Annotated in this window: 19 protein-coding genes; 14 read left to right on the top strand and 5 right to left on the bottom strand. The window is 68.7% G+C overall.

Annotated elements, in window-relative coordinates:
- Nucleotides 1-240: 240 nt before the first annotated feature.
- On the top strand, nucleotides 241-1,212 hold the full coding sequence (locus tag ACMUOO_RS12810) for a phosphoadenosine phosphosulfate reductase (protein WP_301918622.1): 972 nt from the start codon (nucleotides 241-243) through the stop codon (nucleotides 1,210-1,212).
- Here ACMUOO_RS12810 and ACMUOO_RS12805 read toward each other — a convergent pair.
- The 4 genes from ACMUOO_RS12805 to ACMUOO_RS12790 all read right to left on the bottom strand — a co-directional run bounded on the left by ACMUOO_RS12805 (nucleotide 1,209) and on the right by ACMUOO_RS12790 (nucleotide 3,842).
- Nucleotides 1,209-1,514, bottom strand: a complete 306-nt coding sequence (locus ACMUOO_RS12805; RefSeq protein WP_301918621.1) for a hypothetical protein — start codon at nucleotides 1,512-1,514, stop codon at nucleotides 1,209-1,211. The genes ACMUOO_RS12810 and ACMUOO_RS12805 overlap by 4 nt on opposite strands.
- Nucleotides 1,515-1,618: 104 nt before the next feature.
- Nucleotides 1,619-2,473, bottom strand: coding sequence for a DUF2189 domain-containing protein (locus ACMUOO_RS12800; protein WP_301918620.1), 855 nt, complete (start codon nucleotides 2,471-2,473; stop codon nucleotides 1,619-1,621).
- 149 nt (nucleotides 2,474-2,622) lie between these two features.
- Nucleotides 2,623-3,027 (bottom strand): carboxymuconolactone decarboxylase family protein, encoded by a 405-nt coding sequence (locus ACMUOO_RS12795; protein ID WP_301918619.1) that lies wholly within the window; start codon nucleotides 3,025-3,027, stop codon nucleotides 2,623-2,625.
- On the bottom strand, nucleotides 3,027-3,842 hold the full coding sequence (locus tag ACMUOO_RS12790; protein ID WP_301918618.1) for a cyclase family protein: 816 nt from the start codon (nucleotides 3,840-3,842) through the stop codon (nucleotides 3,027-3,029). The genes ACMUOO_RS12795 and ACMUOO_RS12790 overlap by 1 nt, the downstream gene beginning before the upstream one ends.
- 147 nt (nucleotides 3,843-3,989) lie before the next feature.
- On the opposite strand from ACMUOO_RS12790, the gene pyrC reads away from it, so the two are divergent.
- The 13 genes from pyrC to ACMUOO_RS12725 all read left to right on the top strand — a co-directional run bounded on the left by pyrC (nucleotide 3,990) and on the right by ACMUOO_RS12725 (nucleotide 16,023).
- Entirely contained in the window at nucleotides 3,990-5,030 is a 1,041-nt protein-coding gene (gene pyrC / locus ACMUOO_RS12785; protein ID WP_301918617.1) for a dihydroorotase, read from the top strand.
- 103 nt (nucleotides 5,031-5,133) lie between these two features.
- Nucleotides 5,134-5,814, top strand: coding sequence for an orotate phosphoribosyltransferase (locus ACMUOO_RS12780; RefSeq protein ID WP_301918616.1), 681 nt, complete (start codon nucleotides 5,134-5,136; stop codon nucleotides 5,812-5,814).
- Between the two features lie 183 nt (nucleotides 5,815-5,997).
- Nucleotides 5,998-7,485, top strand: a complete 1,488-nt coding sequence (locus tag ACMUOO_RS12775; RefSeq protein ID WP_301918615.1) for a replicative DNA helicase — start codon at nucleotides 5,998-6,000, stop codon at nucleotides 7,483-7,485.
- Between the two features lie 68 nt (nucleotides 7,486-7,553).
- Nucleotides 7,554-8,342: a DUF1194 domain-containing protein gene (locus ACMUOO_RS12770; protein WP_301918614.1), complete on the top strand. Its 789-nt coding sequence runs from the start codon at nucleotides 7,554-7,556 to the stop codon at nucleotides 8,340-8,342.
- 51 nt (nucleotides 8,343-8,393) lie between these two features.
- Nucleotides 8,394-9,437: an alanine racemase gene (gene alr / locus ACMUOO_RS12765; RefSeq protein WP_301918613.1), complete on the top strand. Its 1,044-nt coding sequence runs from the start codon at nucleotides 8,394-8,396 to the stop codon at nucleotides 9,435-9,437.
- Nucleotides 9,434-10,216 carry an MlaE family ABC transporter permease gene (locus ACMUOO_RS12760; protein WP_301918612.1) on the top strand — a complete coding sequence of 261 codons (783 nt, stop codon included), beginning with the start codon at nucleotides 9,434-9,436 and terminating at the stop codon, nucleotides 10,214-10,216. The genes alr and ACMUOO_RS12760 overlap by 4 nt, the downstream gene beginning before the upstream one ends.
- Nucleotides 10,213-10,959: an ABC transporter ATP-binding protein gene (locus ACMUOO_RS12755; protein ID WP_301918611.1), complete on the top strand. Its 747-nt coding sequence runs from the start codon at nucleotides 10,213-10,215 to the stop codon at nucleotides 10,957-10,959. The genes ACMUOO_RS12760 and ACMUOO_RS12755 overlap by 4 nt, the downstream gene beginning before the upstream one ends.
- 119 nt (nucleotides 10,960-11,078) lie before the next feature.
- Complete coding sequence (locus ACMUOO_RS12750) at nucleotides 11,079-11,420, top strand: hypothetical protein (RefSeq protein WP_301918610.1); 342 nt, start codon at nucleotides 11,079-11,081, stop codon at nucleotides 11,418-11,420.
- A 41-nt stretch (nucleotides 11,421-11,461) separates the two neighbouring features.
- A complete protein-coding gene (locus ACMUOO_RS12745; protein ID WP_301918609.1) occupies nucleotides 11,462-11,908 on the top strand; it encodes a paraquat-inducible protein A in 447 nt (148 codons plus the stop codon).
- A 105-nt stretch (nucleotides 11,909-12,013) separates the two neighbouring features.
- Nucleotides 12,014-13,384: a DNA repair protein RadA gene (gene radA / locus ACMUOO_RS12740; RefSeq protein WP_301918608.1), complete on the top strand. Its 1,371-nt coding sequence runs from the start codon at nucleotides 12,014-12,016 to the stop codon at nucleotides 13,382-13,384.
- 17 nt (nucleotides 13,385-13,401) lie between these two features.
- A complete protein-coding gene (locus ACMUOO_RS12735; protein ID WP_301918607.1) occupies nucleotides 13,402-14,040 on the top strand; it encodes a CvpA family protein in 639 nt (212 codons plus the stop codon).
- Between the two features lie 97 nt (nucleotides 14,041-14,137).
- Nucleotides 14,138-15,598, top strand: a complete 1,461-nt coding sequence (gene purF, locus ACMUOO_RS12730; RefSeq protein ID WP_301918606.1) for an amidophosphoribosyltransferase — start codon at nucleotides 14,138-14,140, stop codon at nucleotides 15,596-15,598.
- Complete coding sequence (locus ACMUOO_RS12725) at nucleotides 15,595-16,023, top strand: DUF1284 domain-containing protein (RefSeq protein WP_301918605.1); 429 nt, start codon at nucleotides 15,595-15,597, stop codon at nucleotides 16,021-16,023. Before purF ends, ACMUOO_RS12725 begins: the two co-directional genes overlap by 4 nt.
- A gap of 62 nt (nucleotides 16,024-16,085) precedes the next feature.
- Here ACMUOO_RS12725 and ACMUOO_RS12720 read toward each other — a convergent pair.
- A partial coding sequence (locus ACMUOO_RS12720; RefSeq protein WP_413855437.1) for a biotin transporter BioY occupies nucleotides 16,086-16,339 on the bottom strand: 254 nt, incomplete at its 5' end.

Here is a 16,339-nt window from a genome sequence, read left to right as displayed (position 1 = left end):
GACTGTTGGGGCGCTTGATGATGACAGGGCCGAGCCGTGTCCTCTCGCCGGAAGAGCATGGAATCATGGCCGCTTACGCCATCCGGCCGCGTGCGGAAACAGAGCGCGACAGCGGCGCGGGATAGGCAGACCGCCGGAAACAGTCCATCGAAAAATCTCCAATGTTTTCAAGAGTGACCATTCAGCCAACTTGCGCGCTCAGGTGCGCCCGCCGCAGATTGGTGGACGGGAAGTGTACGGGTGCGTGGGGCAATGCAGGACAACGAGGCGAAGACCGCTGATCCGCGGTCTCTGTCCGATGCGGACTGGTTCGCCAGACTAGAGGAGATCGGCGACGAGGCGGGCTACTTCCAGTGGCTCGGCCGGAACCACGCCGCCTTCTTCCTCGACGAAAGCCCGACCCTGATCGTCACTTTCGAGACCGTCGCCTCGATCCGCCAGGGTCAGCCGGGGCAGCTTCCCCTCGGCTACCATGTCGCCAAGGGGCGCGGCTGGTCGCATCTCTGCCTCATCGCGCGCACCGAAACCTGGTACCGCGACCCGGCCGTCTTCGCCTATTTCGACCGGCTCGTGGACGATGCCTTCTTCGAGGACTTCGACCGCGTCGTCTTCTGGGGCAACGGCATGGCGGGCTATGCCGCCGCGGCCTTCTCGGTCACCGCCCCGGACGCGACGGTCATCCTCGGCGCGCCGCAGGCGACGCTCGACCCGCGCATCGCCGGCTGGGATCCCCGCTACTCGGAAATGCGGCGGACCTGCTTCACCGACCGCTACGGCTTCGCCCCGGACATGACCGAGGGCGCGGGGCCGGTCTACGTGATCTTCGACCCCGAACAGAACCTGGACGCGATGCACGCGGCGCTCTTTGCCCGGCCTCACGTCACGCTCCTGCCCTGCCGCAATCTCGGCCGCGACGTGGGCGAGGCGCTGGACCACATGCGCATCCTGCCGTCCGTCCTCGCCGCCGCAGCCACCGGGGCGTTCGACGAACGGCTCTTCCGGACCTTCTACCGGGCGCGGCGCAACTACCGGCCCTACCTGCGCAACCTTCTTGCCCGGCTCGATCAGGACGGGCGGGCGCTTCTCGCCGCGCTTCTCTGCCGGAACGTGATCGGCCGGCTCGACGCCCCGAAGTTCAAGACGCGGCTCGAACAGCTGGAAAGCCAGCTCGCCGCGGCGGGCGAAAGGCTGCCGCCGCTCCATCCCCGCTAGCAGCGGTAGGCCACCGCGTGTAGCTCGTAGACATCGGCGCCCGGGGTGACCGGGTCGAAGACGACCGTGTTGGCGCCGGCATCGCGTGCGTCGGCCATGATCGTGTTGCGGGCGTATTTCACGCCCTGATCGGCAAGCACGCCATAGACGCCGGGCGACATGCGGATGTCGCTGACATAGTGGCAGGCAGCCACCTCCGCCGCCGTCGCCTCGCGCACGCCACCGACACCGACGAAACCGGGGTCCTGGGTGCAGGCCGCCAGAGCGGCCGCCATCACCGCGCCAAGTGCAATCCGTCTCATTCTCCGCCCGAGGTTGCCTCATCCTGTGGCGGCGAGTCTGCGCGCAGCGCACCGGCGATGCAAGGCCACCCAGACCGGACCCGCCCCGATCGGCGTCATTCCCCTCAGACGACCGCCCGGCGGTAGAGGTGCCAGGTCGCATGGCCGAGAACCGGCATGACAACCGCCAACCCGACGAGAAGCGGCAACGACCCGATGACGAGACCGACGGCGACGACGAGCCCCCAGAGCGCGATGGTCGCCGGATTCTCGCGCGCCACGCGCACCGACGTCACCACCGCCACCGGAAGCCCGACCGGCCGATCGAGCAGAAGCGGGAACGACACCGCGCTGGTCATGAGGACGAGGCATGCGAAGAGAAAGCCGACCGGCAGGCCGACGGCCATCATCGACCAGCCCTCGGGCGTCGTCAGCACCGCCGTGAGGAACGGCCCCGCCGAGGTCGGGGCAGCGGCGCCCATCGTCGCCTGCGAGATCAGGTGCGCGGTCAGGATCCAGAGGACGAAAAGCACGAGGTGGCCAAGCGCCAGCGCCAGGATGGCCCCGAACCGCGGCGAACGGAGGACGCCGAAGGCATCCCCCCAACCGACCGGTTCGCCCGCCTCGCGCCGCCGGCTCATCTCGTAGAGCCCGACCGCCGCCGCGGGGCCAACGAGCGCGAAGCCCGCAAGGAGCGGGAAAGCGAGTGGCAGAAGGTCGCGGTGGAAGGCAAGCCAGACGAGGCAGGCTCCCGCGATCGGATAGATCAGCGCCGCGACGATGACATCCGACCGCAGCGCCGCGAAGTCCGCGATGCCGAGGCGCAGCGCGGCCCGCAGGTCCGCCACCCCGATCCGGCGCACCTCGGGAACGCCCGACCCCTCGCTGCCCAGTTCCCGCGCGGCCGCGCCGATGTCGTGCCCCGCCGCGCCCAGCATCCTGACGCCCCAGGACAGGGGATTGCCGATGGTGGTGGCCATGATGATGCTCCTCCCGCTCAGCCGGACCTCCGGCGCGAAAGGGGCTGCCCGGCGTCCTGCCGGGCCTGGGTCCCCGTCGTGCCGATGAAACACGATAGCACGGATGCGGAGGGACGGCCGACACGTTTCGGCGAGGAATCGGCCGCGTCTCAGCCGCCGCCGCGCTCGAAGGCCGGATCGACCGGCACTTGCAGGGCGGTGGCGAGCGCGTTGGTCTGGCTCGCCATCGCGATCACGGCGAGAAGCTCGCCGTGCTGGGCGTCGGTCATGCCCTTCGCCCGCGCCGCGGCGGTGTGGGAATGGATGCAGTATCCGCAGCCATTCGCCACCGAGACGGCGACGTAGATCAACTCCTTCGTCAGGGGGTCGAGCGCACCGGGCGCCATCACCGCCTGCAGCCGCTCCCACGTCGCCTTCAGGAGCGCCGGGTCATGGGCGAGCGCGCGCCAGAAATTGTTGACGAAGTTGGTCTGCCGCTTCGCCCTGATGTCGTCGAAGACGGCGCGGGCCTCGGGCCCCGCCGCCGCGTCGGTCACGACCGGAACCACCGCCATCAGACGACCGCGATGATCCGCGCCGGCCCGCCGGTGCCGGTCTTGTGCTTCGGCGCGCCGATGAAGATGGTGGCTCCCCTGGCCGGCAACTGGTCGAGATTGGCGATGTTCTCGATGCCGAAGCGCCCGCCGGGCAGCCACGAGAAATGCACCGCGAAATCGGCCGAATTTCCGGGGTCGAGCGACAGCGTGTCGACCGCGATCGAGGCCGCGCCCAGTTCGGCGAGGTAGTCCGTCGCCTCCTTCGAGAAGCCCGGGAAGGCGAAGGCGCCCTCGGCCGTGTTGCGGAAAGACGGATCGCCGACCTTCGCCGCCCAGCCCGAATGCATCGCCACGCAGGCGCCCGCCGGGATGTCGCCATTGGCGGAAATCCAGGCGTCGACGTCTTCCCGCATCACCATCGCGTTGGCGTCCTCGGCCGCCTTCGCGGTCAGGTCAAGCACGCAGAGCGGCGCCACGAGGTTCTCCACCGCCAGGTCGGCGACCGACGCCCCGTCCTTCGAGAAGTGCAAGGGCGCGTCGATGTGGGTGCCGGTGTGTTCGTAGATGGTCAGCTTCCAGAGCTGGTAGCCCGACTTGTCGATGTTCACCGCTTCCTCGAAGAGGATGCCGGGATTGCCGTCGAAGGTCGGGAAGCTCCCGTCATAGGCGTGGGTCAGGTCCACCGCCCTTCCGCTCGCCTGCGCCAGCGCCGCCCGCGCCGAGCCCATCCCGGCCGCCGCACCGGCCAGCCCCACCGCCGCCGCGCCCCGGAAGAGGTCGCGCCGCGACAGCATGGATTTCCGCACACCCTCGATCACGCAGGCATGACACATCGCTTTTCCTCCTTTTTCATGCCCCGGTCTTTGCATCCGGGTGCCGGCGCGAGCCTAGCAGAGCCGCCCGCCGCCTGCGCGGGAATTTTTCGCCCTCGCCCGCGCCAGGCGATGGAAAGCCGGCGTGGAACACGCTAGGGCAGGACCATGACCCGGATCACCCTTCGCCGCCCCGACGACATGCACCTGCATCTGCGCGACGGCGCGATGCTTCAGGCCGTGCTGCCGGAAAGCGCCCGCCACTTCGCCCGCGCCATCGTCATGCCGAACCTCGTGCCGCCGGTCGTGACGGGCGCCGAGGCGGCGGCCTACCGCGACCGCATCACGGCCGCCGTGCCCGAGGGCTTCGCGTTCGAACCCCTGATGACGCTCTACCTCACCGAGGCGACCGATCCCGCCGACGTTGCCGCCGCGGCGGCGTCGGGCCTCGTGAAGGCGGTCAAGCTCTACCCCGCCGGCGCCACGACCAACTCGCAGTCGGGGGTCCGCGATTTCGACAAGGTGCGCGGCGTTCTCGAAAGGATGGCCGCAATCGGCCTGCCGCTCTGCGTCCACGGCGAGGTGACCGACCCCTCCGTTGACATTTTCGACCGCGAGGCGATCTTCATCGACCGCGTTCTCGAACCGATCCGGCGCGCCACCCCCGGCCTGCGCGTGGTGATGGAGCACATCACCACGAAGGAGGGCGTGGACTATGTCCGGTCGCAGGGCGACGACATGGCCGGAACGATCACCACGCATCACCTGATCATCAACCGCAACCACATCCTCGCCGGCGGCATCCGCCCGCATTACTACTGCCTGCCCGTGGCCAAGCGCGAACATCACCGACTGGCGCTCCGCGCCGCCGCAACGCGGGGCGGCGGGCGCTTCTTCCTCGGCACCGATTCAGCGCCTCACCCCGACCATCTGAAGGAACATGCCTGCGGCTGCGCAGGCTGCTTCACCGCGACCAACACCATGGCGATCCTCGCCCATGTCTTCGAGGAGGAGGCCGCGCTCGACCGGCTGGAAGCCTTCACCTCGCTCGACGGCGCGGCCTTCTACGGGTTCGCGCCGAACCAGGGCACGATCACGCTGGAGAAGCGCGACACCCCCGCCCGCTGGCCCGAAAAGATCGACACCGGCGCCGGCCCGGTGACGGTCTTCGACCCCGGCTTTCCGGTCCATTGGGAGGTTGTCGATTGATCTTTCAGTGTGGCCGAAATACTCCCGCCGGAGGCTCCCGCGGCCGATGCCGGACGCTCCGCGGGGAGTATTCGGACCACAGTGAAACGAGAAAGGCAGCGCCATGATCCCCAGTGCCTTCCCCCCGAAAGAAGAGATCGCCCGCCTGACCGCGCGGATGCTGCTGGAGATCGAGGCGGTGCATTTCAATGCAGCCGAGCCCTTCACCTTGGCCTCGGGGCTCCCCTCGCCGACCTATATCGACTGCCGCAAGCTCATCAGTTTCCCGCGCATCCGCTCCACGCTGATGGATTTCCTCGCCGGCACGGTGATGCGCGAGGCCGGGTTCGAGGCCTTCGACAACGTCGCGGGCGGCGAGACGGCGGGCATCCCCTTCGCCGCGCTCGTGGCCGAGCGTCTGGCGCTGCCGATGACCTATGTCCGCAAGAAGCCCAAGGGTTACGGCCGCAACGCCCGAATCGAGGGGACGATGGGCGAGGGCCAGCGGGTGCTCCTGGTGGAAGACCTGACGACCGACGGCGGCTCGAAGCTGAGCTTCGTGGACGCGATCCGCGACACCGGGGCGACCTGTGCCCATACGGCGGTTATCTTCTACTACGGCATCTTCCCCGAGACGGTCGAGACGCTCGGCCGGCATGGCGTGAAGCTGCATTACCTCTGCACCTGGTGGGACGTGCTGGCAGAGGCGCGCGAATCGGAAGCCTTCGACCGCGCGACCCTGGACGAGGTCGAAGCCTTCCTGACCTCTCCGCGCCCCTGGCAGGCGGCGCGGGCCGGAAGCTGACGCCGCGTCGGCGGGACGCAGCCGCAACCGCAGGACGAACCGCCAGCCAGAGATTGACAGCGGCACGGATGATTCCCCATCATCTTGTGGTTCCGCGCTTATCCACCGCTCATCCACAGCGATATACAATTTGCGCCGGCGAGCCGGATGGCGCATATCCCATCGCCGACGACGGGGGACAGAATGACAGAAGTTGCGACGGTCCGGGCGGTCACGGTTGGCCCGGAAAAGGAGACGATTCCGCACAGCATCGAGGCCGAGCAGCAGCTTCTCGGCGCGATTCTGACCAACAACGACATCTACGACCGGATCGCGGCGCTGGTGAAGGCCGAGCATTTCTTCGAGCCCGTGCACCAGCGCATCTTCGAGATCGCGGTGGCGCGGATCCAGCGCAACGCGCTTGCATCGCCGGTGACGCTCAAGAGCTACCTTGAGGATGACGAGGGGCTCAAGGGGCTTGGTGGGCCGGCCTATCTCGCCCGGATCGCCGGCGCCGCCATCTCGGCCTATGCGGCGCGCGACTACGCGCAGATGATCTATGAACTCGCCGTGCGGCGGGAGCTCATGCGGCTCGGCCAGGACATTACCGACCGCGCCCGACGGGTCGCGGTGGACAGCGATCCCAAGGAGCAGATCATCGAGGCCGAGCAACGGCTCTACACGCTGGCCGAACAGGGCACCGCGGAAAAGGGCTTCGTCTCGTTCCTGAAGGCCACGACGGAGGCGGTGCAGACCGCGCTTGCCGCCTACCAGCGCGACGGGGCGCTTTCGGGCATCTCGACCGGGTTCGTCGACATGGACAAGAAACTCGGCGGGCTGCACCCCTCCGACCTCCTTATCCTCGCCGGCCGCCCCTCGATGGGCAAGACCTCGCTCGCCACCAACATCGCGTTCAACATCGCGAGGACCTACAAGCGCGGCACGCGTCCGGACGGCACCGAAGGCGCGGTCAACGGCGGCGTGGTGGGCTTCTTCTCGCTCGAGATGTCGGCCGAACAGCTCGCCACCCGGGTCCTCTCCGAAGCCTCCGAGGTCCCGTCGGAGCAGTTGCGCCGGGGCGACATGACCGAAGCCGAGTTCCGCCGCTTCGTCGAGGCCGCGAAGGCGCTGGAAACCTGTCCCCTCTATATCGACGACACGCCCGCCCTGCCGATCTCCCAGGTCGCCGCGCGCTGTCGCAGGATGAAGCGGACGCACGGACTCGACGTCGTCTTCGTCGACTACCTCCAGCTTCTGCGCGGCACCGGCAAGGGCGACAACAGGGTCCAGGAGATCGCGGAGATCTCCATGGGGCTCAAGGCCCTGGCGAAGGAACTCTCGATACCCGTCGTGGCGCTTTCGCAGTTGTCCCGCCAGGTCGAGAGCCGCGACGACAAGCGCCCGCAACTTTCCGACCTGCGCGAGTCGGGCTCGATCGAGCAGGACGCCGACGTGGTGATGTTCGTGTTCCGCGAGGAATACTACCGCGAGCGCGAGAAACCGGGCGATCACGACCTCGAAGCCATGGCCAAGTGGCAGGAGGTCATGGAGCAGGTCCACGGGCGCGCCGAGGTGATCATCGGCAAGCAGCGCCACGGGCCGATCGGGACGGTGGAACTCAGCTTCGAGGGCCGCTTCACCCGCTTCGGCAATCTCGTGAGACCCTGGCAGCAAGGGCAGGATGGGTTCTGACCCGCGCGCGCGCACACCCCGCGCGAAAGTGACTGGACAGCCGCCGCCGCGCGCCGGACGCTTCGCTCATGCGCGTCGTTTTCGTCTTGCTGACTGCCCTTGCCGTGCTGGCCTCCGCCGGGCGGGCCGAGGAGGTCGACCTGGAGCTCCTGCTCCTGGTCGACGTCTCCCGCTCGATGTCTCCGGCCGAACTGGAAATCCAGCGCCGTGGCTATGCCGAGGCGCTGAAGAGCGACGCGGTGGCGACCGCGCTCGGGCGGACGATGACGGGGCGGATCGCGCTGGCTTACGTCGAATGGGCCGGCGAACATCGCCAGACGGTGGTGCGTGACTGGACGCTGGTCGCGGGGCGCGAGGACCTCGGCGCCTTCGCCGCGACGCTTCTCGAAGCCCGCACGGTCACGCAAAGCCGAACCTCCATCGCCTCGGCGCTGCGCGCGGGCGCCTTCCTGATCGGCGCGAACGAGTTCGATGGGCTCCGCCGCGTCATTGACATCTCGGGCGACGGTCCCAACAATCAGGGCGGTCTCGTGACCCTCGCCCGCGACGGGGTCCTCGCCGAGGGCATCACGATCAACGGCCTGCCGCTGATGACCCATGACGGGCGGGGTGCCATCTGGCGGCTCGACGACCTCGACACCTACTACGCCCGTTGCGTCATCGGCGGGCCCGGCGCCTTCGTCCTGCCGGTGACCGACTGGCGCGACTTCACCGCCGCCGTCACCCGCAAGCTCGTGCTCGAGATCGCCGGCGCGCCGTCCGAGCGGCTGATCCGCATCGAGGCCGCGGCGCCTTACGACTGCGAGATCGGCGAGAAGATCTGGCAGCGGAACCGGAACTTCCGCGACATTCCCTGAGCGTCTGCAAAGCGCTTGCCTCCGCCCTGCGTGCCTGCCAAAAGACCGGCCATGGCGCAGGCAGTCCTCACCATCGACCTCGACGCGGTCACCGCCAACTGGCGCGCGCTCGCGGCCCTTGGCCATGCCGAGGCAGGCGCGGTGGTGAAGGCCGATGCCTACGGCCTGGGCGCGGACCGCGTCGCCCGCGCGCTTGCCCGCGCCGGCGCGCGGCGCTTCTTCGTCGCCGAGGCCGCCGAAGGCGCCCGCCTGCGCGAGGCGCTGGGCCCGGAGCCGGAAATCCTTGTCTTCACCGGCCACATGGCGGGCGATGCCGAGGCGCTGGCAGCGGCGCGGCTCGTTCCGATGCTCAACTCGCCCGAACAGGTGCGCCGGCATCTCGACGCCCTGCCGGGCCATCCGTTCGGCGTGCAGCTCGATACCGGCATGAACCGCCTGGGGATGGAGGACACCGACTGGCGCGCGCTCGCCCCCGGCCTTCTCGCCAGCGGGCCGAGGGTCCTCATGTCGCACCTCGCCTGCGCCGACGAACCGGATCATCCGATGAATGCGGCGCAGCTTCGGACCTTCCGCCGCATGACCGGCGGCACGGGTGTGCCCCGCTCCTTCGCGGCGACGGGCGGGATCCTTCTCGGGCCGGAATATCACTTCGAAGTCACCCGCCCGGGCGTCGGCCTCTACGGCGGCGCCCCCTTTGCCGAGGCCCGCCCCGTGGTGCGGCTGTCGCTTCCGGTGGTGCAGGTCCGCGACGTGGCGCCCGGCGAAACCGCGGGCTACGGCAACGCCTGGACCGCAACCCGCCCCTCGCGCGTCGCCACCCTCTCCTCCGGCTACGCCGACGGCCTCTTCCGCTCGATGTCGGGGCGCGCATCCGTCTTCGCAGGCGACACCGCCTGCCCGCTCGTCGGCCGCGTCTCCATGGACCTGATGGCGGCCGATGTGACCGATCTCGACGAGGTGCCCGAAGCCCTCGACATCCTCGGCGCGCACCAGGGCGTCGACGCCCTCGCCACCGCCGCCGGCACCATCGGCTACGAGGTCCTGACCGCGCTCGGCGCCCGCTACGCGCGGCGCTACAACGAGGCGGCGGCATGAGCATTCTCGCCCCGGTCGCGGCGATCGGCCGCCTCGTGCTCGGCGGGCTCGCCACGCTCGGGCGGCTCGCGCTCTTCGGGGTGGAAGCCGTGAGCCACCTCTTCCGCCCCCCCTTCTACCCGAAGGAGTTCCTTCACGCGCTGATGCAGATCGGCTGGTTCAGCCTGCCGGTCGTCGGCATGACGGCGCTTTTCACCGGCGGGGCGCTCGCCTTGCAGATCTACGCGGGCGGCGCGCGCTTTTCGGCCGAAAGTGTCGTGCCCTCCATCGTCGCCATCGGCATGGTGCGCGAACTCGGGCCCGTTCTCGGCGGGCTGATGGTCGCGGCGCGCGTCGCCTCCTCCATCGCCGCCGAGATCGGCACGATGAAGGTGACCGAGCAGATCGACGCGCTGGTGACGCTGTCCACCCACCCGATGAAGTACCTCACCGTGCCGCGCGTCCTTGCCGCCACCCTTGCGGTGCCCGTGCTCGTCGCCGTGGGCGACTCGATCGGCATCTTCGGCGGCTACCTCGTCGGGGTGAACCGGCTCGGATTCAACCCGGCGACCTATCTCAAGAACACCCGCGAATTCCTCGAATGGTCCGACATCGCATCGGGCCTCTGGAAGGGCGCGGCCTTCGGCTTCATCGTCGCCTTGATGGGCTGCTTCTACGGGATGCATTCGGGCCGCGGCGCGCAGGGCGTCGGCCGGGCCACCAAGTCTGCCGTGGTCGCCGCCTCGGTCCTCATCCTCGCCACCAACTACATCCTGACGGAGGTCTTCTTCTCCGCATGATCACGCTCACGGACGTTCACAAGGCCTTCGGGTCGAACCGCGTGCTAAGGGGGGTCAACCTGACCATCCCCTCGGGCGAAAGCATGGTGATCATCGGTGGCTCCGGAACGGGAAAATCCGTTCTTCTCAAGTGTATCCTCGGGCTTGTTCACGCTGACACCGGCTCCATCACGCTCGACGGCGAGGATGTCGAAACCGCCTCGCGCGACACCTTCCTCGCGCGATTCGGGATGCTCTTCCAGGGGGGCGCGCTCTTCGATTCGCTGCCGGTCTGGCAGAACGTCGCCTTCCGGCTCCTGCGCGGTTCCCTGAAGCGACCGAAGGACGAGGCCCGCGCCATCGCCATCGAGAAGCTGCGCCGCGTCGGTCTGAAACCCGAGACGGCGGACCTCTTCCCGGCAGAGCTCTCGGGCGGGATGCAGAAGCGCGTGGGCCTGGCCCGTGCCATCGCCGCCGAGCCCGAGATCATCTTCTTCGACGAGCCCACGACCGGCCTCGACCCGATCATGGCCGGCGTCATCAACCAGCTCATCCGCGAGATCGTGACCGAGATGGGTGCGACCGCGATGACCATCACCCACGACATGTCCTCCGTCCGCGCCATCGCCGACCGCGTGGCGATGCTCCATGACGGCGTCATCCAATGGACCGGACCCGTCACGGAAATGGACGCGACGGCGGATCCTTACGTCCAGCAGTTCATCCACGGCCGGGCCGAGGGGCCGATCGAGGCCGTGCGCTGAATGGTGCCGACTGGCGGCGCCGGGACGGACACAGTTCCGCCCGATTGCGCCGCCAAAATTGACTTCCTGCCCCGCAAGGCCCTAGGGTCGGCACATCTGGATGGGGCTGGAGGCGAGACATGGCTTCGGCTCAGGGCGTCTGGCCCGCATTTCTTCTGCTCGCTGCCCTGTTCGTGGTTCCGCCGGCGGTCAGCCTGGGAGCGGCCCTGCGTCGGGTCGGATCGTTGCGCCGCCGCGGCCTGCAACCCTCGCCATGGCTTCAGGCCGGCGCGGCTTTCTCCGTCGCGACGATCGCCATCAACACCCTGGTCCTTGCCGTGACACTCTGGCGGGCGGGCGACGGTGGCCTCACGCTCGGTCGCGGCCATGTGCTGGCTGCGGTCCTCGCCTGGGTCTCTTTCTGGATCTGGATCGCGATGCTGATCTTCCTGCGCCGGCGGCGTCAGCATGCCACCTACTGAGGCTCTTGGTGCGTAGAGGGTGCCAGTGTAGAAGCGCGGCCATGCTGCGCGCTGCCAACCTCTCGCTTCTCCTGCTCTTTCCGGTCTCGTGGTTCGCGCCGCTCCTCCGGGCCGGGCTCCTGCCCTTCTTCGATCTCGACGAGGTTTCCGTCGTCACCGGGCTTCAGGCGCTCTGGGAAAAGGACGTGGCGCTCGCCCTTCTGGTCACCTTCCTCGCCATCTTCGCCCCCTATCTCAAGACCATCGGCCTCGCCCTGGTGCAGTTCCGCCTCGCCTCGCCACGCCTTCTTGGCGCGCTGCACCTGCTCGGCCGGCTCGCCATGGCCGATGTCTTCCTCATCGCGCTCTACATCGTCATCGCAAAGGGCGTGGGCGTCGGCCGGGTGGAGACCGCCTGGGGCCTCTACCTCTTTACCGGCTGCGTGCTGGCGAGCCTCGCCATCTCGCACCTCACGGATCGCGCCCGCAGGCCGGTTTCAGCCCGCTGACGCCTGCTTTCCCGCCGCGAATTCCCCTGCCGCGCGCGCATCCCCCGCGGCGGGGCGGCCCCCTCACCCCTTGCCGGCCTGCGCGCCTTCGGGCAGGAAGGGCGCATGGCGAAACCTGCCCCCTCCTCGTTCACCTGCACGGCATGCGGCGCCAGCCACAAGAAATGGGCGGGACGCTGCGAAGCCTGCGGCGCCTGGAACTCCATCGTCGAGGAGGCGCCCCTGTCCGACGGGCCCGCCAGCCGCACCCTCGGGGCCGCCAAGGGCCGGATGGTCGCGCTGACGACGCTCGCCACGGAGGAGGCGCCGCCCCCGCGCGCCGCGTCGGGACTTGACGAACTCGACCGCGTCCTCGGCGGCGGGCTGGTCCCGGCCTCGGCGATCCTCGTCGGCGGCGACCCCGGCATCGGCAAGTCCACCCTGCTCTTGCAGGCCGCCGCAAGTTTCGCCCGCAAGGGCTTGTCCTGCCTCTATGTTTCCGGCGAGGAGGCCGCGGCACAGGTGCGGATGCGGGCCGAACGGCTCGGCCTCTCGGATGCGCCCGTCCGGCTTGCGGCCGAGACCAACCTGCGCGACATCCTGACGACGCTCGACGCCACCCGCCCCGACCTCGCGATCATCGATTCGATCCAGACGATGTGGGCCGACCATGTGGAGGCCGCGCCTGGCTCGGTCTCGCAGGTCCGCTCGGCGGCCCACGAACTGGTCAGTTTCGCCAAGCGCCGCGGCACGGCCGTCGTGCTCGTCGGCCACGTCACCAAGGAAGGCCAGATCGCCGGCCCCCGTGTGGTCGAGCACATGGTCGATACGGTCCTCTACTTCGAGGGGGAGCGCGGCCACCAGTTCCGCATCCTGCGGGCGGTGAAGAACCGCTTCGGCCCGGCCGACGAGATCGGCGTCTTCGAGATGACCGGCGGCGGCCTCGCCGAGGTCGCCAATCCGTCGGCGCTCTTTCTCTCCGAACGCGGCCAGGCGACGCCCGGATCGGCCGTTTTCGCCGGGATCGAGGGCACCCGGCCGGTGCTGACCGAAATCCAGGCTCTCGTCGCGCCCTCGCCGCTCGGCACGCCGCGCCGCACCGTGGTCGGGCTCGATGCCGGCCGCCTCTCCACCATCCTCGCCGTTCTGGAGTCCCGCTGCGGCATCCCCTTCGCCGGGCTCGACGTCTTCCTGAACGTCGCGGGCGGGATGCGCGTCTCGGAACCCGCGGCCGATCTCGCGGTGGCGGCGGCCCTTCTGTCCGCGCGCGAGGACGTGGCGCTGCCCGCCGACATGGTCGTCTTCGGCGAAATCAGCCTGTCGGGCGCCCTGCGCCCCGTCGGTCAGGCGGAAAACAGGTTGAAAGAGGCGCAAAAACTTGGTTTCTCACAGGCGGTCGCTCCGGAACGGTCGAGGATCGAGACCGGCGACGGGATGCGGGTGCGCCAGATGCCCGATCTCACCACGTTTGTCGGCGAGATGTTCGCCGCGGGCTGAGAACGAGGAGCGAGGGCATGGAAGGCTTTACCATCGTCGATGCAGTTGTGGCCGTCATCATCCTGATGTCGGCGATCCTGGCCTACAGCCGCGGGTTCGTGCGCGAGGTACTCGCCATCGCCGGCTGGGTTGCCGCGGCCGTGCTCGCCTTCATCTTCGCGCCGCAGGCCGAGCCGCTGGTCAAGCAGATCCCGGTTCTCGACAAGTTCCTGGGTGACAGCTGCGAACTGTCGATCATCGCCGCCTTCGCCGGAGTCTTCGCGCTCTCCCTCATCGTCATGTCGATCTTCACGCCGGTCTTCGCCTCGGCCGTCCAGCGCTCGGCCCTCGGCGGGATCGACCAGGGGCTCGGCTTCCTCTTCGGCGTCCTCAGGGGCATCCTTCTCGTTGCGGTCGCCTTCGTCGTCTATTCGCGCGTGCTTTCGGGCTCGACCGTGCCGGTGGTGGACAACTCGCAGTCGGCCAAGATCTTCGCCTCGCTCGAACAGCGTCTGAACCAGGAGGTGCCGCAGGATGCGCCGGGCTGGATTCTCGCGCGTTACCAGGAACTTGTCGGCGACTGCGGCGCGCCGACCCAGACGGCGCCGGCCACCGGCACCGAGGATGCCGCGACGGACGGAACAGGCGCCAAGACCATCACGCCCCCCTCGAACTGACCGAGTTCGCGGCATCCCTTCGTGACGCGGGCGTGACATGCGGCGCGGTTGCCCCTAAATGAGGGGCGACTCCCTGCCCGGATTCGGAGACAGCGCGATGCGCCGACACCTCGCCCACCCCTTCGACGATGACAAGCTGAAGGAAGAATGCGGTGTCTTCGGCGTCATCGGCGTGAATGACGCGGCAAACTTCGTGGCGCTCGGCCTTCACGCACTCCAGCACCGCGGCCAGGAGGCAGGCGGCATCGTCAGCTATGACGCGGCCGAAGGCTTCAACAACGCCAAGCGTTTCGGCTATGTCCGCGACAACTTCACCAAGGCCGACGTCATGGCGACGCTGCCCGGCAGCCTCGCCATCGGCCATGTGCGCTATTCGACCGCCGGCTCGAAGGGCGCCACGGCAATCCGCGACGTGCAGCCCTTCTTCGGCGAATTCGCCATCGGCGGCTGTGCCATCGCCCACAACGGCAACCTGACGAACGCCGCCCAGCTCCGCCAGCAACTGATCGAGCGGGGCGCCATCTTCCAGTCCTCGTCGGACAGCGAATGCATCATCCACCTCATGGCGAGGTCGATGCAGAAGACGCTTGCCGAGCGGATCAAGGACGCGCTTCGGGCGGTGGAGGGCGCCTTTTCCGTCATCGCCATGACGCGGACCAAGCTCATCGGCGTACGCGATCCGCTTGGCGTGCGCCCGCTCGTTCTCGGCAAGGTCGGCGACGGCTTTGCCCTCTCGTCCGAGACCTGCGCGCTCGACATCATCGGCGCAGAGTTCGTCCGCGAGGTCGAGCCCGGCGAGATGGTGGTGATCGAACATGGCAAGATCGCCTCGTCGCGCCCCTTCGCGCCGTCGAAATCGCGCTTCTGCATCTTCGAGCATGTCTATTTCTCGCGACCCGACTCGATCCTCGGCGGCCGCTCGGTCTACGAGACGCGCCGCCAGATCGGCGTGGAGCTTGCGCGGGAGGCGCCGGTGGATGCCGATCTGGTCTGCCCTGTCCCCGACTCGGGCACGCCCGCGGCGATCGGCTACGCGGCCGAGTCGGGCATCCCATTCGGCCTCGGCATAACCCGCAACCAGTACATGGGCCGCACCTTCATCGAGCCGACCGAGCAGATCCGCAACATGGGCGTGCGGCTCAAGCTGAACGTGAACCGGGCGCTGATCCGCGGCAAGCGGGTGATCCTCGTGGACGATTCGGTCGTCCGTGGCACGACGAGCCGCAAGATCAAGGACATGATCATGGAGGCCGGCGCGGCCGAGGTGCATTTCCGCATCGCCTCCCCTCCGACCGCATGGCCCTGCTTTTACGGCGTCGACACGCCCGACCGCGACAAGCTCCTCGCCGCCACCATGTCGGAGGACGAGATGCGCGACTGGATCGGCGTCACGAGCCTGAAATTCGTCTCGCTCGACGGGCTCTACCGCGCCGTGGGCGAGGCCGCGGGCCGCGACGGCACCTGCCCGCAATACTGCGACGCCTGCTTCTCGGGCGACTACCCGGTGGCGCCGGCGGACCAGATCGCAAAAGGTTTCGAGATGAAGGCGGCGGAGTGAGCGGCACCGGCCCGATCCGCTACCGTCCCCACCATTTCCTCTGTTCGCTGGGCTTCGAGGGCAAGGGCTATTCCGACTCCTTCACGGCGAACATGGACGCGATCGTCATGGGGCGGCTGCGGGCGACAGGCGGCGATACGACGGTGATCGTGGTGACGGGAGCGACCGACGACATCTGCGCCCCCTGCCCCAAGCGCCGGGGACGGCTTTGCACCAACGAGGCGAAGATCAGGGTTCTCGACCGCGCCCATGCCGCCGCGCTCGATCTTCAACCGCGCGAAGTGCTGACCTGGGGCGAGGCCAAGGCACGGATCCGCGACAACGTGCCGCCGGGGCGCCTGAAGACACTCTGCGCGGGGTGCGAATGGGAACCCTACGGCATGTGCGAGGCCGCACTTGGCCGGCTTCACGCCGAGGAAGGTTGAGCAAAGCAAAACGCCGCGCCCCTTGGGGCGCGGCGTCCGGTCCCTTGCTGACCCGATCGGGATCAGGCCCTGCGCGACTTCAGCGCCGCCCAGCCGCCGGAAACGACAAGCGCCGCGATCACCGCCTTGACGGCATCGCCGAGAAGGAAGGGCGCCATGTACCAAGTCCAGACCGAGGCGAAGCTGTCCGCACCCCACTTCGCGGTGTCGAGGCCGACGAGGTCCGCCAGCACCATCGCCCAGGCGACCCCCGGCACGTAGAGGAGCGCCGAGGCGGCCATCGCCACCAGCGCGGTCGCGACCACGCCCTTCACGC

This window comes from Albidovulum sp. (assembly GCF_041919395.1).
GTDB lineage: Bacteria > Pseudomonadota > Alphaproteobacteria > Rhodobacterales > Rhodobacteraceae > Albidovulum.
The sequence above is the reverse complement of the archived record's forward strand: the minus strand, read 5'-3'. Positions and strand labels throughout refer to the sequence as shown.